At 56.3% G+C, this 17,758-nt stretch carries 22 protein-coding genes; 15 read left to right on the top strand and 7 right to left on the bottom strand.

Translation table 11 applies throughout. From position 1 onward, the window contains the following. Position 1 precedes the first annotated feature (1 nt). Genes ACVBDQ_RS09170 through ACVBDQ_RS09160 form a run of 3 tightly spaced genes read left to right on the top strand, consistent with a single transcriptional unit; the run spans position 2 to position 2,440 of the window. A complete protein-coding gene (locus tag ACVBDQ_RS09170; RefSeq protein ID WP_021321780.1) occupies positions 2 to 976 on the top strand; it encodes a branched-chain amino acid ABC transporter permease in 975 nt (324 codons plus the stop codon). Then, positions 951 to 1,730, top strand: coding sequence for an ABC transporter ATP-binding protein (locus ACVBDQ_RS09165; RefSeq protein ID WP_011232447.1), 780 nt, complete (start codon positions 951 to 953; stop codon positions 1,728 to 1,730). Before ACVBDQ_RS09170 ends, ACVBDQ_RS09165 begins: the two co-directional genes overlap by 26 nt. A 2-nt stretch (positions 1,731 to 1,732) precedes the next feature. Next, positions 1,733 to 2,440: an ABC transporter ATP-binding protein gene (locus ACVBDQ_RS09160; RefSeq protein ID WP_011232446.1), complete on the top strand. Its 708-nt coding sequence runs from the start codon at positions 1,733 to 1,735 to the stop codon at positions 2,438 to 2,440. Between the two features lie 248 nt (positions 2,441 to 2,688). On the opposite strand, the gene ACVBDQ_RS09155 is transcribed toward ACVBDQ_RS09160, so the two are convergent. Next, positions 2,689 to 3,678: a M23 family metallopeptidase gene (locus ACVBDQ_RS09155; protein WP_011232445.1), complete on the bottom strand. Its 990-nt coding sequence runs from the start codon at positions 3,676 to 3,678 to the stop codon at positions 2,689 to 2,691. 166 nt (positions 3,679 to 3,844) lie between these two features. On the opposite strand from ACVBDQ_RS09155, the gene lipA reads away from it, so the two are divergent. After that, the gene (lipA, locus tag ACVBDQ_RS09150) at positions 3,845 to 4,741 is read left to right on the top strand and encodes a lipoyl synthase (protein WP_013144325.1); all 897 of its coding nucleotides are present in this window, start codon (positions 3,845 to 3,847) and stop codon (positions 4,739 to 4,741) included. Between the two features lie 122 nt (positions 4,742 to 4,863). Here lipA and ACVBDQ_RS09145 read toward each other — a convergent pair whose 3' ends face one another. After that, on the bottom strand, positions 4,864 to 5,550 hold the full coding sequence (locus tag ACVBDQ_RS09145; RefSeq protein ID WP_011232443.1) for a YhcN/YlaJ family sporulation lipoprotein: 687 nt from the start codon (positions 5,548 to 5,550) through the stop codon (positions 4,864 to 4,866). A gap of 112 nt (positions 5,551 to 5,662) precedes the next feature. Here ACVBDQ_RS09145 and ACVBDQ_RS09140 point away from each other — a divergent pair, with 112 nt between their 5' ends. After that, positions 5,663 to 5,938 carry a YutD family protein gene (locus ACVBDQ_RS09140; protein WP_013144326.1) on the top strand — a complete coding sequence of 92 codons (276 nt, stop codon included), beginning with the start codon at positions 5,663 to 5,665 and terminating at the stop codon, positions 5,936 to 5,938. Between the two features lie 38 nt (positions 5,939 to 5,976). Here the strand turns inward: ACVBDQ_RS09140 and ACVBDQ_RS09135 are convergent, their stop codons facing one another. Continuing rightward, positions 5,977 to 6,261, bottom strand: coding sequence for a hypothetical protein (locus ACVBDQ_RS09135; RefSeq protein ID WP_013144327.1), 285 nt, complete (start codon positions 6,259 to 6,261; stop codon positions 5,977 to 5,979). A 58-nt stretch (positions 6,262 to 6,319) separates the two neighbouring features. Then, entirely contained in the window at positions 6,320 to 6,592 is a 273-nt protein-coding gene (locus ACVBDQ_RS09130; RefSeq protein WP_011232440.1) for a DUF3055 domain-containing protein, read from the bottom strand. Between the two features lie 98 nt (positions 6,593 to 6,690). Here ACVBDQ_RS09130 and hepT point away from each other — a divergent pair, with 98 nt between their 5' ends. Then, positions 6,691 to 7,128 carry a type VII toxin-antitoxin system HepT family RNase toxin gene (hepT, locus tag ACVBDQ_RS09125; protein ID WP_011232439.1) on the top strand — a complete coding sequence of 146 codons (438 nt, stop codon included), beginning with the start codon at positions 6,691 to 6,693 and terminating at the stop codon, positions 7,126 to 7,128. A 24-nt stretch (positions 7,129 to 7,152) separates the two neighbouring features. Next, positions 7,153 to 7,923, top strand: coding sequence for a TIGR01457 family HAD-type hydrolase (locus tag ACVBDQ_RS09120; RefSeq protein WP_011232438.1), 771 nt, complete (start codon positions 7,153 to 7,155; stop codon positions 7,921 to 7,923). 83 nt (positions 7,924 to 8,006) lie between these two features. On the opposite strand, the gene ACVBDQ_RS09115 is transcribed toward ACVBDQ_RS09120, so the two are convergent. Next, positions 8,007 to 8,504: a phosphatidylglycerophosphatase A family protein gene (locus ACVBDQ_RS09115; RefSeq protein WP_011232437.1), complete on the bottom strand. Its 498-nt coding sequence runs from the start codon at positions 8,502 to 8,504 to the stop codon at positions 8,007 to 8,009. Between the two features lie 289 nt (positions 8,505 to 8,793). On the opposite strand from ACVBDQ_RS09115, the gene yutH reads away from it, so the two are divergent. From yutH to thrB, 5 genes are all read left to right on the top strand, one after another. Beyond that, positions 8,794 to 9,795, top strand: a complete 1,002-nt coding sequence (gene yutH, locus ACVBDQ_RS09110; protein WP_014196663.1) for a spore coat putative kinase YutH — start codon at positions 8,794 to 8,796, stop codon at positions 9,793 to 9,795. Between the two features lie 145 nt (positions 9,796 to 9,940). Then, positions 9,941 to 10,915, top strand: coding sequence for a 2-hydroxyacid dehydrogenase (locus tag ACVBDQ_RS09105; protein ID WP_011232435.1), 975 nt, complete (start codon positions 9,941 to 9,943; stop codon positions 10,913 to 10,915). A 92-nt stretch (positions 10,916 to 11,007) separates the two neighbouring features. After that, positions 11,008 to 12,306 carry a homoserine dehydrogenase gene (locus ACVBDQ_RS09100; protein WP_020278448.1) on the top strand — a complete coding sequence of 433 codons (1,299 nt, stop codon included), beginning with the start codon at positions 11,008 to 11,010 and terminating at the stop codon, positions 12,304 to 12,306. Continuing rightward, positions 12,306 to 13,367: a threonine synthase gene (thrC, locus tag ACVBDQ_RS09095; protein ID WP_011232433.1), complete on the top strand. Its 1,062-nt coding sequence runs from the start codon at positions 12,306 to 12,308 to the stop codon at positions 13,365 to 13,367. Before ACVBDQ_RS09100 ends, thrC begins: the two co-directional genes overlap by 1 nt. Continuing rightward, positions 13,364 to 14,278: a homoserine kinase gene (gene thrB, locus ACVBDQ_RS09090; RefSeq protein ID WP_011232432.1), complete on the top strand. Its 915-nt coding sequence runs from the start codon at positions 13,364 to 13,366 to the stop codon at positions 14,276 to 14,278. Before thrC ends, thrB begins: the two co-directional genes overlap by 4 nt. Before the next feature lie 236 nt (positions 14,279 to 14,514). Here thrB and ACVBDQ_RS09085 read toward each other — a convergent pair whose 3' ends face one another. Next, on the bottom strand, positions 14,515 to 14,757 hold the full coding sequence (locus tag ACVBDQ_RS09085; RefSeq protein WP_011232431.1) for a NifU family protein: 243 nt from the start codon (positions 14,755 to 14,757) through the stop codon (positions 14,515 to 14,517). Positions 14,758 to 14,842: 85 nt separating this feature from the next. Here ACVBDQ_RS09085 and ACVBDQ_RS09080 point away from each other — a divergent pair, with 85 nt between their 5' ends. Then, the gene (locus tag ACVBDQ_RS09080; RefSeq protein WP_011232430.1) at positions 14,843 to 15,196 is read left to right on the top strand and encodes a YuzD family protein; all 354 of its coding nucleotides are present in this window, start codon (positions 14,843 to 14,845) and stop codon (positions 15,194 to 15,196) included. Positions 15,197 to 15,234: 38 nt separating this feature from the next. Here ACVBDQ_RS09080 and ACVBDQ_RS09075 read toward each other — a convergent pair whose 3' ends face one another. Further along, positions 15,235 to 16,305, bottom strand: coding sequence for an NAD(P)/FAD-dependent oxidoreductase (locus tag ACVBDQ_RS09075; protein WP_011232429.1), 1,071 nt, complete (start codon positions 16,303 to 16,305; stop codon positions 15,235 to 15,237). A gap of 171 nt (positions 16,306 to 16,476) precedes the next feature. On the opposite strand from ACVBDQ_RS09075, the gene ACVBDQ_RS09070 reads away from it, so the two are divergent. Both ACVBDQ_RS09070 and dapF read left to right on the top strand, forming a co-directional pair. Continuing rightward, positions 16,477 to 16,716, top strand: coding sequence for a YuzB family protein (locus ACVBDQ_RS09070; protein ID WP_011232428.1), 240 nt, complete (start codon positions 16,477 to 16,479; stop codon positions 16,714 to 16,716). A 133-nt stretch (positions 16,717 to 16,849) separates the two neighbouring features. Further along, positions 16,850 to 17,722 (top strand): diaminopimelate epimerase, encoded by an 873-nt coding sequence (gene dapF, locus ACVBDQ_RS09065; protein WP_014196660.1) that lies wholly within the window; start codon positions 16,850 to 16,852, stop codon positions 17,720 to 17,722. Positions 17,723 to 17,758: the final 36 nt, after the last annotated feature.

The following is a 17,758-nucleotide window of genomic DNA, read 5'->3' as shown; positions in this document are numbered from 1 at the left end:
AATGGCAACTTGGAAGCGGACTCGTGGATTTTGGGTTTCCGTCATACTGGCCTTCGCCTTTTTCGCTGTTGTCGAGTGGCTGATTGCAAGCGGGACGCTCAATGTGTTTTACGTCAACACGCTCTTTTTCATGGCGATCAACGTCATGCTGGCGGCGAGCCTTCACTTGATCATCGGCATCACCGGACAGTTTTCGATTGGACATGCCGGCTTTTTCGCCGTCGGCGCTTACGCTTCAGCCGTCATGACGATGAAGCTAGAGCTGCCGTTTGCGGTCGGCGTCTTGACCGCTGGGGTGGCGGCGGCGCTCGCCGGCCTCATCATCGGCGTGCCGAGCCTGCGTTTAAAAGGCGATTATTTGGCGATCGCCACGCTCGGCTTTGGCGAAATCGTCCGCATTGCGCTCTTGAACATCGATTACGTCGGCGGGGCGAGCGGCATGACGGTGACGCATATGACGACATGGCCATGGGTGTTCGCCTGCTTGTTTGCCACGATTTTGGTGATCGCCAACTTCACGAACTCGACGCACGGGCGGGCGTGCATCTCGATCCGCGAAGATGAAATCGCCGCTGATGCCATGGGGATCAATACGACGTATTACAAAGTGGCGGCGTTTGCGATCGGTTCGTTTTTCGCCGGCATCGCCGGGGCGCTGTACGCCCATCACTTTTACATCATTCAGCCGTCGAACTTCGGCTTTTTAAAATCGTTTGACATTTTGATTTTCGTCGTGCTCGGCGGGCTCGGCAGCCTATCCGGCGCGGTGGTGGCGGCGGTGCTGCTGACGATCGTTTCGACGTTCTTGCAAAACTATCCGGAAACGCGGATGATCATTTACAGCATCGTCTTGATTTTGGTGATGCTGTACCGTCCAACCGGGCTGATGGGGACGAAAGAACTATCTTCGCTCTTCAAATGGCGGAAGGCAGCGCAGGGAGGAATGAATCATGGCGGCAAAAACACCGTTGCTTAAGGCAGAAAATGTCGGCATCCAGTTTGGCGGGCTGAAGGCGCTCTCCGGTGTGACGATGGAGCTGTATCAAGGGGAGCTTGTCGGGCTCATCGGCCCGAACGGCGCGGGGAAAACGACGCTGTTTAACTTATTGACGGGCGTGTATGTGCCGACTGACGGGCGGATTATGCTTGACGGCGAGACGTTGAACGGCCTGCCGCCGTATAAAATTACGCGCAAAGGGATCAGCCGGACGTTTCAAAACATTCGCCTGTTCGGCGAGCTGTCGGTGCTCGACAACGTGAAAGTCGCCTACCATGCGCACGCCCGCCATTCGATCGCGAGCTCCATTCTCCGCCTCCCGTCCCATTTCCGCGGTGAAAAGGAAATGGAAGAAAAGGCGATCGAGTTTTTGAACATTTTTCAGCTTGATGGCGTCATGCACGAGAAGGCGAAAAACTTGCCGTACGGCCAGCAGCGCCGGCTTGAGATCGCTCGGGCGCTGGCGGCGCAGCCAAAAGTGCTTTTGCTTGACGAGCCGGCCGCCGGCATGAACCCGCAAGAAACGAAAGAATTGATGAAGTTGATTGCGTTCATTCGCGAACGGTTTGCGTTGACGATTTTGTTGATTGAGCATGACATGTCGCTTGTGATGGGCATATGCGAGCGCATTTACGTGTTGGATCACGGCCAGCTGATCGCCGAAGGCACGCCGGAACAAGTGCGCAGCAACCCGAAAGTGATCGAGGCTTACCTTGGCGAGGAGGTGTCGTGACCATGTTGAAAGTGGATGGAATCGATGTGTTTTACGGCAACATTCATGCCTTAAAAGGCGTATCGCTTGAGGTGAACAAAGGCGAGATCGTCACGCTGATCGGGGCGAACGGCGCGGGGAAAACGACGCTTCTGAAAACCATTTCCGGGCTGCTTAGGCCGAAAAACGGCGACATCGTGTATGAGGGAGCCTCGATCGCCGGCAAGGCGGCGCAGACGATCGTCAAGCAAGGCATTTCCCACGTGCCGGAAGGGAGGCGCGTTTTCGCCAATATGACGGTCGAGGAAAACTTGGAGCTCGGCGCGTTTTTGCGCAAAGACAAAGAAGGCATTCAACAAGACTTTGCCAAAGTCTTTCAGCTGTTCCCGCGCCTTGAGGAGCGGCGCAAGCAGCTGGCCGGCACGCTTTCGGGCGGCGAGCAGCAAATGCTCGCCATCGGCCGCGCGCTCATGGCGCGCCCGAAGCTGCTCTTGCTTGACGAACCGTCAATGGGGCTCGCGCCGCTTTTGGTCAAGACGATTTTCCGCATCATTCAGGAAATCAACGAGTCGGGGACGACGATTTTGCTTGTCGAACAAAACGCCCATATGGCGCTCTCCATCGCCCATCGCGCCTATGTCCTTGAATCGGGGCGCGTCGTCTTGTCGGGAACGGCGAGCGAGCTGCAGGCGAGCGAGCAGGTGAAGCAGGCGTATTTGGGCGGGCATTGAGAAGCGATAGGTTGAAGAACGTCAGCGGAAAGCCGTTTCGGACGGTTGTGCCGCCGTGGAAAAAAGGCTGATTCCAACTTGGAGATCAGCCTTTTTCCGTCATTGCCGTTTCGGCCGGCGAACGCCGGCTGGGATGGACGGACGGGAAACATCGGCGTCCGGGACGTCTCTGCTCTTGAAAAAACATGCCGCTGATTTGGGCGGCTGGCGTTGGCGGAGAGAACCCCGTCGCGCCGGCCCCCGCGCGGCTAGCGGCGCCGTTGTTGCCGCTCGGCCCGCTCCCATGCTTTTAAGTGCGGGTACGGGTCAAACGCCCATTCGGTATAGCCGTTGTCTTTGTACATGCCGTAGTGAAGATGGGGCGGAAATTTCCCCGCCGTGCCGGGCGGACCGTAGCCAGAGCTGCCGACCGAACCGATGATCGTCCCCGGCTCGACGATTTGCCCCTCGCGAAGATCGGCGGCGAAGCCGTTCAAATGGGCAAAGTAGTGGTACGTGTTGTTGATGTCGCGGATGCCGATGCGCCAGCCGCCGTATTTGTTCCACCCTTTCAGCTCGACGATGCCGTAGCACGTCGAGCGCACCGGAACGCCGTAGCCGGCGAAAATGTCGGTTCCTTCATGAATGCGCCGCCCGCCCCAGCCGCGCGCATCCCCCCATGTATCGCGGTAGCTGTAATTGGCCCCTAGCGGAAGCGGAAACACGTGGTTGTCCAATTTCAACGTCTGATACTTTTTATAAATTCTCGCCTTTCCTAAAATCAAGTCGACGGTTTTGGCGCGTTGGTAATAGTTCCAAAGCGCGATTTTGATATGGCGGTGATCGATGCCGTACGTCTGCAAATAGCGGGCCATGGCCATGATCACATCGTCATCGTCATCCGCCCGCGCATAGCCGTCGCCGTCTCCGTCCACGCCAAGGCCGCCAAACTGGGAGATGGTGAACGGGTCTGTATCATGCGGGTTTTTGTTCAGCGGCCCGGCCCATATTTCCGGCTTCATATAAATGCCGAGAACGCCGGCTGGCTTGGGCAGGTCGCGGCGCACTTGCCGGACGTTTCGCTCATACTGGTCAATGGCCGCAAAGTAATACCACGGGATCAAGGAAACGGCTTCGGCCTTTTTGTACAGCTCCATTCGCTTTTCATACATCGCTTCTTCCTGTTCCGCCGCCGAAGCCGCGCCGGCGGCGATCCACAGCATCGCTGCCGCCGATATGGCGGCAAGCCATCGATGCACGCGTATTCCCCCTTTCCGCCCGTTTCATATGTTTAGTTTGGGGAGAAACGGGAATTTCATAAATGTTAAAAGGAGGAAAATCGTCTGATGGACGATTTTTTTGTGTTTTCCTGCGCTTTTCATTATAATGAGAAATGAACAATCATCGACAAGTGGAGTGAGAACGATGGCGACGAAAGAAGAACACGTCCGCAAGCCGGACTGGTTGAAAATCAAGTTGAACACGAACGAGAATTATATCGGTTTAAAGAAGCTGATGCGGGAAAACCGTTTACATACCGTTTGCGAGGAAGCGAAGTGCCCAAACATTCACGAATGCTGGGCCGTACGGCGGACGGCGACGTTTATGATTTTAGGCAGCGTCTGCACGCGCGCCTGCCGCTTCTGCGCCGTCAAAACCGGGCTGCCGACCGAGCTCGATTGGCAGGAGCCGGAACGCGTCGCGGAATCGGTGCGCATCATGAACTTGAAACACGTCGTCGTCACCGCCGTCGCCCGCGATGACCTAAAAGACGGCGGGGCGGCGGTATTCGCCGAAACGGTGCGCGCCATCCGCCGGAAAAACCCGTTTACGACGATCGAGGTGCTGCCGTCGGATATGGGCGGGGTGTATGAAAACTTGAAAATTTTGATGGATGCCCGCCCTGACATTTTAAACCATAACATCGAAACGGTGCGCCGCTTGACTCCAAGGGTGCGCGCCCGCGCGACGTACGAACGTTCGCTTGAGTTTTTGCGGCGCGCGAAAGAATTGCAGCCGGACATTCCGACGAAATCGAGCATCATGGTCGGCCTTGGGGAAACGAAAGAGGAAATCATTGAAGCGATGGATGACTTGCGCGCCAACCATGTCGACATTTTGACGATCGGCCAGTATTTGCAGCCGACGAAAAAGCATTTGAAGGTCGTGAAATATTACCATCCGGACGAGTTTCAAGAGCTGAAAGAAATCGCGTTGAGCAAAGGGTTCAGCCATTGTGAAGCGGGGCCGCTCGTCCGCTCGTCGTACCATGCCGATGAGCAGGTGAGCGAGGCGGCGAAAGCGCGGCAGTTGAAAGCGTAACATCCAACGAACGGCACGAAAGCAAGCAAGCGTTGTTTCAGCGGCTGAAAGCATCATCCCGGCCGGATGAACGCGAAGAAACGGTCATGCCTTTCATAAAGAAGGCAGACCGTTTCTTTTCCCTAGCGCCCCGCTTTCGTCGCCCGCGGCGTGCCGTCGCGGAAATCGCGGTCTAATTCATCGTTTGTTTCGTTGATCATTTCGCCGTTTTCATTTTCCCCGTCGCTCAGTTTTTTCCCTTGCGGATATTTCAACATCCGCTGAATCGTCGCATCGAGAATTTGGTCGATGTTGCGCGTGTTCGAATCAAGGCGCCCGAAGCGCTCAATGTCCTTCATCAGCTGCGGATTGTCGGCGACATACACATGGTAGTAGCGGGGAACGACGGAAAGCGCTGTTTTTTTCACTTGATCGGCCGTTTGCTGCCGGTTGTTCGTGTCCGCGTCATACACGACGAGCACTTCCTCATCCGTGACGAGCGTGGCGACGTCTTTGACGCCCGGCAGCTGGGTGCACAATTTGCTGATTAAATCAGCCGCTTTCTCGCGGTTGAAGGACGGCATGTCGTTATAGCCGTTTGCATCGCCGAGGATCGGGCTTTTTTGATGGCGGACGTAGCCGAAGTTGTTCATCGGCGTGTCATCGCCGTTGGGCACCCCGTTTTCATTGTACAGCTCGTTGCGGTCGGTGACATTGATCGTGTTGCCGCTCCGCTTGTAAATATCGGTGTTTTCGTCCTGAGCCGTCTGCGCGCAGCCGGCTAGGGCGACGGCCGCTCCGAACGCAACGGCCAACCATGGTCGTCTCATCGTCAGCACCCCCTTCGCTTTTAGGGTGGCACACGGATGATGGTTTGATGACAGTAATTGATTGGGGGCGATGCATCGTTTATGATGGAAGTGGAAAGGCGAGGTGAGAACAGTGATTTGCATTAACAATCATTGTTACGAACTGGTGGAAAATGTGAAAAACGCCTTTAATGAAGAAGCCTTTCGCGCCCGATATGCGGACATTTTGGCGAAGTACGACTACATTGTCGGGGATTGGGGATACAACCAGCTCCGGTTGCGCGGGTTTTTTGACGACCATAACCAAAAAGCGACGTACGATACGAAAATCAGCACGTTGTCCGAATATTTGTATGAATATTGCAACTTCGGCTGCGCGTATTTTGTGCTGCGCAAGGTGAAACGGTAAGCACGGCAGCCGCCCGCTTGCCGCGAGCGGCTGCCTCGTCATTCGCCTTCGTTGTACGGAAACTGTTCGCTTTGATGCGGATCGTCGTGCGGCGGGTGGGCGGCTGGGTCGCGCCTTGGAATGTTTTGGTGGAACGATTTAAACTCGTAGTTGAAGGCGCTGTAATGCCGCTGGCCTTCCTTCCAAGGCGTGCTTTTGTTTTCGACCGGCGCGTCGTCGCGGCGCGGCGAGCCGTACGGCCCTTCTGGGAACTCTTCAGCGGTCAAGAAATTGCGCTGTTTCTCGACGACGGAAAAATCGGCGTATGTTTCCCGTTCCGCCATTCGTCTCACCTTCCTTCGTTCGTGGGCTGTTTCATAAGATGCCCGAAACCGAGGAAGGTTATGAGAGATACTCCTCCAAAAAGGCGCGCAAATCGTTGGCATCTTGTTCATGAAGCTGGTAAGCGTGCTCGATATAGCCTGGCTCCTCCAAATCGTCGCGCCCGAGAATGGCAAAGCGGTTGCTTTGCAAGTCGAGCACGAGCCACTTCCCGTAAAAACGATCCGTTTCGATGAGCGCCAAATCAAACCGCTGCCGCTCGCCGACAAAGCTGACGAAGCGGACGGCCGCTTCGACGGTGTCGTCGTATAAATAAAACCGTTCACCCATCATTTGAGCCCCTCCTGTTTTTTCGTCTATGTCCATCATAGCAGACAGGCGGCGAAAACGGGAGACAGCAAATCGCACAAAGGAACGAGGAGGGATGACGGATGTATTTTGTCGATCGCAAAAAACTGGAAGAAACGCTCAGCTACATGGAACAAATGCTGGACCGTTACAAGGCCGAGGAGCGATGGGACGAGCCGCTTCGGCAATTGGCGCTCGAACGGATCGCTCATATCGTCATCGAGGCGGTGTTGGACGTCGGCAACGCCATGATCGACGGGTTTATTATGCGCGACCCGGGCAGCTATAACGACATCATCGATATTTTGGCTGACGAACAGGTGATCTCGCCGGCGGATGCTGACCGATTGAAAGCGTTCATTGCCCATCGGAAAATGCTTGTGCACGAATATGCGCGCGTCGATCACGCGAAATTGCTCGCCGATCTGAACGAACATTTGCCGGCGCTGGAGGCGTATCCGAAGGCGGTGCGCGCTTACCTTGAAAACGAGCTCGGCCCGGTGTCGGCGTTTCGCAATTGATGGCGGGAAAGGAGAGCAAATGCATTGAAACGATACAACGGCTACCTCATCGATTTGGACGGGACGATGTACCGCGGCACCGAATGCATCGCTGAGGCGCGTACGTTTGTCAACGAGCTGCACCGCCGTGGCATTCCGTATTTGTTTGTCACGAACAATTCGTCGCGCACACCGGCGCAAGTGGCGGAAAAATTGCGTTCGTTCGGCGTGCCGGCCGAGGAGAAGCATGTGTTTACGACAAGCCAGGCGACGGCGAATTACATTTTTGAAAAAAAACCGGATGCTTCCGTGTATGTGATCGGTGAAGAAGGGCTCCAAACCGCCTTGGCGGACAAAGGATTCCGTTTGGCCGGCGAAGATGCGGATGTCGTCGTCATCGGGATTGACCGGCAAATTACATACGAAAAGTTCGCTGTCGCTTGTCTCGCTGTCCGAAATGGAGCGATGTTCATCTCAACCAACGGCGACATCGCCTTGCCGACGGAGCGGGGGCTGCTTCCGGGCAACGGGGCGCTGACGTCGGTCGTCGCTGTATCGACGCAGGTGAAGCCGACATTTATCGGCAAGCCGGAAAAAATCATTATGGAGCAGGCGCTCAAAGTGCTTGGCGTCCCGAAGGAGGACGTGCTGATGATCGGCGACTATTATGAAACCGACATTTTAGCCGGCATGAACGCTGGCATTGATACGCTTTTAGTCCATACGGGCGTTACGACAAAAGAAATGCTCGCCCGCTACGAACGGATGCCGACGTATACGGCTGATTCACTTTTGGAATGGCTTGACCGCTTGTAAACAACGCCGCTTTGCCAAAAAAGGCAAGGCGGCGTTTCATGTTGCTCGGCGCGGATGGAGGGCGCGCATGGGCGGAGCCGGCGTTACTCCGCATTGGCGGCCCGATGCGCCAGGCGGCTTGACGCCGCTGCGGCGATGGCGCCGACAATGTCGTCCAAAAACGTGTTGCATTTGCCGGTCGATTTATCATTTAAATATTGCAAAATGCCCGGTTTTTGCTTATCGATATATCCGTAGTTCGTAAACCCGATCGATCCGTACACATTGACGATTGACAGCGCCAAAATTTCGTCGACGCCATACAGCCCTTCATCGCGGCGGATGATCGACTGCAGCGGTTCATCGAGCCGACCGTCTTCGGCGAGTTTATCCAATTGGATGCCGGTTAGAATCGCATTTTGCACTTCGCGTTTCGAAATGACGCGGTTGACGTTTTCGATGCACTCCTCCATCGTTAAATCGGGATGATATTTTGATTGCAAGTAATAAACGAGCTCCGCAATTTTTTCCACGGTCACCCCCCGTTCCTCAAGCCAGCGCCGAGCCGTTTGTTCCAGATTGTTCATAATGAATTCGCTCATGAACTTCACCTGTTTCTTTTAGAAAGTCGTTTTCTATATATATGTATCATGTCATAAATAAGTCCGTCATATAAAGAAAAATGCTCATCGGCTTTTTTGGCGCCCGCTGTCATATATAAAAAGTAGCCCTCTTTTTCCGCGGCCATGCGTTGGCTGATCAACATAGGCGCGTGAATGGGGCCGTTTCATGCTGGAGCGGAGGCGGAATCGGCTCATTGATGGGGCGGCGATGAGATGAAGGTGTGGAACGAGCGGAATTGACTGGTTTCGGCAAAAAGGAGGCGCGGCGATGGAAGAATGGGTGCGTGAACAGTATGGCATGCGCGTCGAGAGGTTGGAGCGAAGCGGACGGCATGCGGCCTTTTGGCATCGGCAGGAGCGTTTTTTGCTCGTTCCCGCCGATGGGCAAAGCGAAGCGGAAATGGAAGAGCGCCAGCGAATGAGCCGCTATTTGCGGGCAAAAGGAGTGGACGGCGTCGGAGAACTGGTCAAAACGACGTCCGGAACGTATATCGCTTCCTATAATGGACAGCCGTTGGCGCTCGTTCGCGCTCCGCTTCCGGCGGCTCGCTTTCGTTCGCTCGGAAGGGAATTGGCGGTGATGCATGAATGCGGGAGAACATGTCCATGGCCGATCGTCGCCTGCCGGCGCATCGGCCAATGGCGGGAGCTGTGGGCGAAGCGGATCGATCAAATGGAGGCGTTTTGGTCGAGCAAGCTCGCTTCCGGGCCGTCGTCGCTGTTTGATCGTCTGTTTATCGAATCGTTCCCGTATTATTTAGGCTTGGCGGAAAACGCGGTGCAATACGTGGCGGACACGGAGATTGACGAAGAACCAGGGCGCATCGATTACGCGGCATTTTGCCATGAGCGTCTCCCCGAGGCGAAGTGGGTTGGGGGGATCGAAGCGAAGCTGCCGACCGACTGGGTGTATGACCATTGCGCCCGCGATTTGGCGGAATGGGTGCGCCATTTGTACGAAAAGAGCGGACTTGGCTGTCAGCGGGCGGTGCGGCAGTTTTTTCAAGAGTATGAACATGCGGCGCCGCTGTCGCCGTTTGCTTGGAGACTCGTTTACGCCAGGTTGTTGTTTCCGCTTTCCTATTTTGAATGTGTCGAGGCATATTATATCGCTGTGGATGAGAGCGAACGGACAAGGCGGGAGGGGGAGTTGCGGCGCTTGCTCGATCGATCGCATGAATATGAACGATTTTTGGCCGCGTTTGCCAAGATCGCCGGCATCTCGAACCGCATCCGCCTGCCGGCGGTCGAGTGGCTGCCGCCGGCGTAACGCAGGGAAGACAGCTTCCCGCTTTTTTTTGGCCTAAACGAAAAAACGACCGCTTCCCTGCCGTTAAACCCTAAGGACAACTTCCCGTTTTTTTTCGGCCAAAGTTGTGATAAGATTTAGAAAAAACGATGCGGGAGGCTGCACCATGACGAAGCCGTATGTATTCATTACGCGAAAATTGCCCGAGGACGTGGTCGCGCCGCTTTTGGCCATCGCTGAAGTAGAGATGTGGCCCCATGAAGATATGGCCGTGCCACACGATGTGCTCGTGGAAAAGGCGAAACGGGCGACGGCCATCTTGCCGATGGTGTCTGATCCGATCGATGAAGACGTCTTGTCCGCCGGTTCGGCGCTCCGAGTCGTCGCCAATATGGGCGTCGGCTACGATAACATTGATGTAGCGGCGGCGGCCCATCGAGGCATTCTCGTTTGCAATACACCCGATGTATTGACCGATACGACGGCCGATTTGACGTTTGCGCTTTTATTGGCCACCGCCCGCCGCCTTGTCGAAGCGGCTATGTTTTTGAAAGAAGGGAAATGGAAAAGCTGGAGTCCGTTTTTGCTTGCGGGCGCCGATGTCCATCATAAAACGATCGGCATCGTCGGCATGGGGAACATCGGCCAGGCAGTGGCGAAACGGGCGAAGGGGTTTGACATGAACATTCTGTATTACAACCGCTCCCGCCGTCCGGAGGCGGAAGAGAAGCTTGGCGCCGTCTATCGTCCGTTCGCCGACTTGCTTTCAGAGAGCGATTTTGTCGTCTGCTTGACGCCGCTCACCTCCGAGACGCGCCATTTGTTCAACCGCGAGGCGTTCCGGCAAATGAAGAAGTCCGCGATTTTCATTAACGCGGCGCGCGGAGCGGTCGTCGATGAACAGGCGTTGTATGAGGCGCTGGTCGGCGGGGAGATCGCCGCGGCGGGATTGGATGTATTTGAACACGAGCCGGTCGCGGCCGATCATCCGCTCGTTTCGCTTCCGAACGTCGTCGCCTTGCCGCATATCGGCAGCGCCACGTACGAAACGCGGCGCGCCATGATGACATTGGCGCGCGACAATATCATCGCCGTGCTCGAAGGACGGCCGCCGCTGACGCCTGTGAACCGGATCTCATAAAAATTTTCATTGCCAAATGGCCGATCGTCTTTTATAATGTCTACTATAAAAATACAAATGTCTACTGTACGTAAACAGAAGGGGCGGGAATCATGGAAAAACCAATTTTGGTCGGATTGTTAGGATTAGGAACGGTCGGGAGCGGCGTGGTCAAAATTATTGAAAACCATCAGGAAAAGTTGATGCATCAAGTCGGGTGCCCGGTGAAGGTGAAAAAAATCCTTGTCCGGGATGTACAGAAACCGCGTGATGTCGCCGTTGACCCGTCGCTCCTTACGACGAGTGCGGCTGAGGTGATTGACGATCCAGACATTGATGTCATCATCGAAGTGATGGGCGGCATTGAGGAGACAAAAGAGCTGCTATTGCGGGCGCTGCGCCAAGGGAAGCATGTCGTGACCGCCAATAAAGACTTAATGGCCGTCTACGGGTCGGAGCTGCTTCGGGTGGCGGCGGAATACCGCTGCGATTTGTTTTATGAAGCGAGCGTCGCCGGCGGCATTCCGATTTTGCGCAGCTTGGTTGACGGCTTGGCGTCGGACCGGATTACGAAGCTCATGGGCATTGTGAACGGGACGACGAACTACATTTTGACGAAAATGTCGCAAAACGGCGCTTCCTATGAGGACGTGCTCGCTGAAGCGCAGGCGCTCGGGTTTGCGGAAGCCGATCCGACGTCAGACGTCGAAGGGCTGGATGCGGCGCGGAAAATGGCGATTTTGGCCCGCCTTGGCTTTTCCATGGACATCGACTTGGACGATGTGCAAGTGAAAGGCATCACTCAAGTGACGGAGGAAGACTTGAACTACGGGAAGCGGCTCGGCTACACGATGAAATTGATCGGCATCGCCCAGCGCGACGGGCAGAAGGTCGAGGTGAGCGTCCAGCCGACGTTTTTGCCGGATTCGCATCCGTTGGCGTCCGTGCACAACGAATACAATGCGGTGTACGTATACGGCGAAGCGGTCGGAGAGACGATGTTTTACGGGCCGGGGGCCGGGAGCTTGCCGACGGCGACGGCGGTTGTCTCCGACTTGGTCGCGGTGATGAAAAATATGCGCCTTGGCGTCAACGGCCGCTATGCCGTCGCGCCGCAATATGAAAAGCAGTTGAAGACGCCGGCGGACATTTTCTCGAAATACTTTTTGCGCATTCATGTCAAAGACCAGGTCGGCGCGTTTGCCAAAATTACGACGCTGTTTTCCGAGCGCGGGGTGAGCTTTGAGAAAATTTTGCAATTGCCGCTGAAAGAGGATGGCCTAGCGGAAATCGTCATCGTTACGCATGACGCCTCACAGCAAGACTACGAAGACATTTTGCAGCAGCTCGGCGATTTGGAAATCGTCGAACGGGTGCAAAGCTCGTATCGAGTGGAAGGAGAGAAACGGTAATGGCATGGAAAGGGCTGCTTGACGCCTACGGCGATTTTTTGCCGCTCTCTGCGGCGACGCCGAGGCTGTCGCTTTGCGAAGGGAATACGCCGCTCATCCCGCTGCCGCGCTTGTCGGAGGAGCTCGGCATTGCGCTCTATGTCAAGGTCGAAGGGGCGAACCCGACCGGTTCGTTTAAAGACCGCGGCATGGTGATGGCGGTGGCCAAGGCGAAAGAGGAAGGAAGCCATACGATCATCTGCGCCTCAACCGGCAATACATCGGCTTCAGCGGCCGCCTATGCGGCGCGCGCCGGCATGCGCTGCCTCGTCGTCGTTCCGAACGGCAAGATCGCCCTCGGCAAGTTGGCGCAAGCCGCCATGTACGGCGCGGAAATTTTTGCGATTGACGGCAACTTTGACGAGGCGCTGAAGATGGTGCGCCGGTTGAGCGAAACGGCGCCGATTACGCTCGTCAACTCGGTCAATCCGTACCGGATCGAAGGGCAAAAAACGGCGGCGTTTGAAGTGTGCGACCAGCTTGGGCGCGCCCCGGACGTGCTCGCCATTCCAGTCGGCAACGCCGGCAACATCACCGCCTATTGGAAAGGGTTTAAGGAGTACCATGAAGCGAAAGGAACGGGCTTGCCGCAAATGCGCGGCTTTGAAGCGGAAGGAGCGGCGGCGATCGTCCGCAACCGGGTGATTGAACAGCCGGAGACGGTGGCGACCGCGATCCGCATCGGCAATCCGGCGAGCTGGGACAAAGCGGTCGAGGCGGCGAGCGAGTCGCGCGGGAAAATTGATGAGGTGAGCGACGCAGAAATTTTGGCCGCCTACAAGCGGCTCGCCCGGACGGAAGGCATTTTTGCCGAACCGGCGTCATGCGCGGCGATCGCCGGGGTGATCAAGCAGCGCGAACGGAACGAAATCGAACGCGGCAGCCTCGTCGTCGCGGTTCTCACTGGCAACGGATTGAAAGACCCGGCCATCGCCTTGGAGACCGCGGCGATCGAACCGATCGTGCTGCCGAACGATGAACAAGTTGTCTTGGAGCATTTGCAAGGGGTTGTCCGGGCATGAAAGAAGACGAGATGTTGAAGATCGTCGTGCCGGGAAGCACGGCGAACCTAGGGCCCGGGTTTGACTCGATCGGGCTCGCGATCAATCGCTATTTGACGCTTGACGTCCGCTTGGCGGATGCGTGGTCGTTTGCGCCGAAAACGGCGGAAGTGAGCGGCATTCCGCGCGGGACGGACAATTTGGTGTATCAAGTGGCGGCGGAGACGGCGGACGTTTACGGCCGCCGGCTGCCGAGCTGTGCAGTCGATGTGTACAGCGACATTCCGTTTACGCGCGGGCTCGGGAGCAGCGCGGCGGCGGTCGTCGCCGGCATTGAGCTCGCCGACGCGCTGCTTGGGCTTCAGTTGCCGCGCGAGCAAAAGATGGAATTGGCGACCCGATACGAAGGACATCCGGACAATGTCGGCGCCTCGTTGTACGGGGGGCTTGTCATCGGCTGCTGCCGCGAGGCGGGCGTGGATGTCGTCCATATTCCACAATTGGATGTGGAGCTTGTCGCTATTATTCCGGAGTATGAACTAGAAACGAAAAAAGCGCGCGGGCAGCTGCCGGAACAATGGCCGAGAGAGCGGGCGGTCGAGGCGAGCGCCGTCAGCAACGTTCTCGTCGCCGCGTTGCTCACGAAAAACTGGGAGCTTGCCGGCCGGATGATGGCCGCCGATCTGTTCCATCAGCCGTATCGGAGACAGCTCGTTCCGGAACTCGAGCGGGCGGAGGCGCTCGCTCTTGAATACGGAGCGATCGGTGCGGCGCTGAGCGGAGCGGGGCCGACGGTGCTCGTCTTTGCCGAACCGGGCCAAGGAGAGCGGCTCGCGCGCCGGCTGCGCCCGCATTTTCCGACGTGCGAAATCGCGCGTCTTTCCGTCGAGCCGCGCGGCAGCCGCGTCTACAAGCTGGCGCTTGAAGCTTGAACCTTCTTGGGCGCCGGCGCGAACAGAAGTCCGTTCAGCGGCCTGGCCGTTTCGCCGCCGCGCTTGGGAGCGGGCGAAAGATATGACGGTTTTCCTTGCACAATTGGAAGGAAACGAAAACGGAGAAGCGCCCGATCAGGCGGGTTGTGGCTGCCCATCACCAGCCTTCCCGTCGGCTCGCCGCCCCGCTGGCGATAAAAAAATCCGAACAGCGGCCGCTGTTCGGATTTTTCATATTAAAACACTTGTTCCACTTCGACGACGCCCGGCACTTCTTCAAACAAGGCGCGCTCAATTCCGGCTTTGAGCGTAATCGTCGAGCTCGGGCAGCTGCCGCACGCGCCGAGGAGGCGAAGTTTCACGACGCCGTCTTCGACATCGACGAGTTCGCAGTCGCCGCCGTCGCGAAGCAGGAACGGACGCAGTTTATCTAAAACTTCTTGCACTTGTTCTTTGATTTCTTGATCCGTCATTTCCATCGACTCCTTTCCTTAGTTTTTATTATAATCATAGTGACAAAAAAAAATCTAATGATAAATTTTGCTTTTGCAAAGGGTGACAACGATGACATTCAAGCCGGTTGAAATTTGTGTGTACGGGGCCGACGTCATTTGCCCGGCATGCGTGCAGCTGCCGTCGTCGAAAGAAACGTACGAGTGGCTCGAGGCCGCGCTGCGCCGCAAGTATCCGGATCAGCCGTTTGTGATGACGTACGTCGACATTTTTGCGCCGCCGGCCGATGACGAGGAGAAGCGGGAGCTCGCGCAGACGATCGTCGAAGAAGATTGGGTGTATCCGGTCGTGGTGATCGAAGGAAACGTCGTCGCCGAAGGCAACCCGCGGCTCAAAGCGATTTGTGCAGAAATGGAAAAATTCGGGTATCAACCGTCGACGCCGGAAGGGAAAAAGGCGGAATGAACTCCGCCTTTTTCGCCGAATAAGGGCCAGTTGTGCTGTCAGTACCCATGGTGATGCTTGTACATCCACAAAATGCCTGATTTCAACAAACGCGGCACCCGGCCGGTGAGCGGGCGGTCGGCGAGCAAGCCGAAGCCGTGCTTTTTGCCGAGCGAGCCGAGAATGCCTTTTAATTTGATCGGCGGGAATTCGCTCGGTGGTTCTTCGCCGTTCCACCGCTTTTGCAGCACTTGGACGATTTGCTCGGCTTGCGCTTCAGCGAGCTGGGCGCTCGGGGAATGCGGCAGGCTCGCACAGTCGCCGACGACGTAGGCGTTTTCATAGCCGGGGATGTGATGGCGCTTCGTCAGCACCACGCGGCCTTGCTTGTCCTTTTCGACATTCAGTTCGCGGACGACGCGGTTGGGCTGAATGCCGGCCGTCCAGACGATGACGTCGCACTTGACCGGCTCGTCGTGGTTGTACAAGACGCCAGGTTCGACTTTCGTGACGTTGGAGTTGCGGACGATTTCCACCTTGTGTTCAACGAACCATCCTTCCACATAATCGCTCAACCGTTTCGGAAACATCGGCAAAATGCGCTCACCGCGGTCAAACAGCTTGATGTGCAAGTCCGGACGGCTCTCCGCCAGTTCGCTGGCCAGCTCGACGCCGCTCAATCCCGCGCCGACGATGCCGACCGTCGCTTTCGGCGGCAAATTGTTCAGCGCTTCATAGGCGGCGCGCGCCTTATCGATCGACTGGATGCTGTACGTATGCGCCTCGGCGCCCGGCACCCCGTGGTATTTGTCTTCGCAGCCCAATCCGATCACGACATCATCGTAGCGGACGCTGCTCCCATCCTTTAAATGGACGAGCTGCTGGTCGAGATCAATCGAGACGACTTCGCCGAATTGGTACACAAGCTGCGGATGTTCCGGAAACGGGACGCGGATGTGATGGTCGCTGACCGTTCCCGCGGCCAAGGCGTAATATTCCGTTTTTAAACAATGGTACGGAACGCGGTCGATGAGGATAATATGAATGTCGTTTGGCAATTCGTCCGGGAGGAGGCGCTGCAAAATGCGCATATTGCCGTATCCTCCGCCAAGCAATACAAGTTGTCTCATCGTGAAAAATCCCCTTTTGTCGAGTTTCTAAAGCCGACAATGCCATAGAAAAGTATAACGAAATTGTGACAAAAGAACAATCATTTTTCCGCTTCCTCGATCGAACGAGCATGTTCATTGACGCCGCGCCGGAAAACCGCTACGATGGGAAGCAGGAAGGTGAACATGCGCATGATGTTGCCAATCATCGAATTTTGCATCAGCAACTTAGCCAGCGGGTCGTACAAAGCAATGGAAATGTTGGAAAAGGATCCGAACTTGGACATCATTGAATACAGTTGCTTAAGCTATTGCACACGCTGCGCGGAAACGCTGTTTGCGCTCGTCAACGGCGAGTTTGTCAGCGGCGAAACGCCTGAGCAGCTCGTGGAAAATATTTATCGGCATCTCGAGGAAAACCCAATGTTTTAACGAAAAAAGGAGGATGTCCGCGATGCGGCATCCTCTTCAATGTATAATGAAAAAACGGGGGATATTCCCATTGTGCCCAGGAGATGCCGCCATTATACATGCGAAGCGCAAAAAATGTTCAGGAGGGAGTCATGTGCGTTCTTTTTCGTTTACGAAAATGCATGGATTGGGTAATAGCTACATATACGTTGATCTGTTCCGGGAAACATTGCCCGAGGAGGAGCTGCCGGCGATCGCCCGCAGCGTCGCCGATGTCCACACAGGCATCGGCTCCGATGGCTTGATTCTCATTTGTCCATCGGAGAAAGCGCCAGTCAAAATGCGCATTTTTAACAGCGATGGCTCGGAAGGGAAAAACTGCGGCAACGGCTTGCGCTGCGTGGCGAAATACGCGTACGAGCACGGCATCGTCAGCGACCGCACCTTTTTGATTGAAACGCTCTCCGGGCTTGTCGAAGCCCGTGTTGCAGTAGCAGATGGCGAAGTGACAAGCGTGACGGTCGATATGGGCGAGCCGCGCCTTGAGCGGAGCGCCATTCCGATGCTTGGTCCGGAAGCGGAGCGGGTCGTCGCCGAGCCGTTTGCCATCGCTGGGGGCGAATATGAAATTACGGCGGTGTCCATGGGCAACCCGCATGTGATCTTTTACGTTGATGACATCCAAAAAGCGCCGGTGACGACGCTTGGCCCGCTCGTGGAAAAGGACCCGCGCTTTCCGGAAGGGGTGAACGTCGAGTTTGTCGAAGTGGTGAACGAGCGCGAGCTTCATTTCCGCGTCTGGGAGCGCGGCTCCGGCGTGACGCAGGCGTGCGGGACCGGAGCGTGCGCGGCGGTCGTCGCTTCCGTGTTAAACGGCAAAACGGTGCGCGGGGAGGAAACGGTCGTCCATTTGGCCGGCGGCGATTTAACGATCGTATGGGGGCACGACGGGCGCGTGCGCATGACCGGTCCGGCGGAGACCGTGTGCACCGGCGTTTATTACTATCGAGGCGGGCGGAACGGTTGAGCATCGAAAGGCGAAGGCGGTATACTATGAAGTAAG

The sequence above is a fragment of the Geobacillus sp. CCR genome (genome assembly GCF_052906625.1).
This window is presented reverse-complemented; position numbering and strand designations above follow the sequence as displayed.

Excerpts from the sequence above, each read along its gene's own strand:
- ACVBDQ_RS09135 (WP_013144327.1), bottom strand. The coding sequence starts at position 6,261 with ATGGCGGAACGGGAAACATACGCCGATTTTTCCGTCGTCGAGAAACAG.
- ACVBDQ_RS09085 (WP_011232431.1), bottom strand. The coding sequence starts at position 14,757 with ATGGAAATGACGGATCAAGAAATCAAAGAACAAGTGCAAGAAGTTTTA.
- ACVBDQ_RS09115 (WP_011232437.1), bottom strand. The coding sequence starts at position 8,504 with ATGAGCGAATTCATTATGAACAATCTGGAACAAACGGCTCGGCGCTGG.
- ACVBDQ_RS09080 (WP_011232430.1), top strand. The coding sequence starts at position 14,843 with ATGACATTCAAGCCGGTTGAAATTTGTGTGTACGGGGCCGACGTCATT.
- ACVBDQ_RS09075 (WP_011232429.1), bottom strand. The coding sequence starts at position 16,305 with ATGAGACAACTTGTATTGCTTGGCGGAGGATACGGCAATATGCGCATT.
- ACVBDQ_RS09100 (WP_020278448.1), top strand. The coding sequence starts at position 11,008 with ATGGAAAAACCAATTTTGGTCGGATTGTTAGGATTAGGAACGGTCGGG.
- thrB (WP_011232432.1), top strand. The coding sequence starts at position 13,364 with ATGAAAGAAGACGAGATGTTGAAGATCGTCGTGCCGGGAAGCACGGCG.
- ACVBDQ_RS09170 (WP_021321780.1), top strand. The coding sequence starts at position 2 with ATGGCAACTTGGAAGCGGACTCGTGGATTTTGGGTTTCCGTCATACTG.
- ACVBDQ_RS09070 (WP_011232428.1), top strand. The coding sequence starts at position 16,477 with ATGATGTTGCCAATCATCGAATTTTGCATCAGCAACTTAGCCAGCGGG.
- ACVBDQ_RS09130 (WP_011232440.1), bottom strand. The coding sequence starts at position 6,592 with ATGATGGGTGAACGGTTTTATTTATACGACGACACCGTCGAAGCGGCC.
- hepT (WP_011232439.1), top strand. The coding sequence starts at position 6,691 with ATGTATTTTGTCGATCGCAAAAAACTGGAAGAAACGCTCAGCTACATG.
- ACVBDQ_RS09165 (WP_011232447.1), top strand. The coding sequence starts at position 951 with ATGGCGGCAAAAACACCGTTGCTTAAGGCAGAAAATGTCGGCATCCAG.
- thrC (WP_011232433.1), top strand. The coding sequence starts at position 12,306 with ATGGCATGGAAAGGGCTGCTTGACGCCTACGGCGATTTTTTGCCGCTC.
- ACVBDQ_RS09105 (WP_011232435.1), top strand. The coding sequence starts at position 9,941 with ATGACGAAGCCGTATGTATTCATTACGCGAAAATTGCCCGAGGACGTG.
- lipA (WP_013144325.1), top strand. The coding sequence starts at position 3,845 with ATGGCGACGAAAGAAGAACACGTCCGCAAGCCGGACTGGTTGAAAATC.
- ACVBDQ_RS09145 (WP_011232443.1), bottom strand. The coding sequence starts at position 5,550 with ATGAGACGACCATGGTTGGCCGTTGCGTTCGGAGCGGCCGTCGCCCTA.
- yutH (WP_014196663.1), top strand. The coding sequence starts at position 8,794 with ATGGAAGAATGGGTGCGTGAACAGTATGGCATGCGCGTCGAGAGGTTG.
- ACVBDQ_RS09160 (WP_011232446.1), top strand. The coding sequence starts at position 1,733 with ATGTTGAAAGTGGATGGAATCGATGTGTTTTACGGCAACATTCATGCC.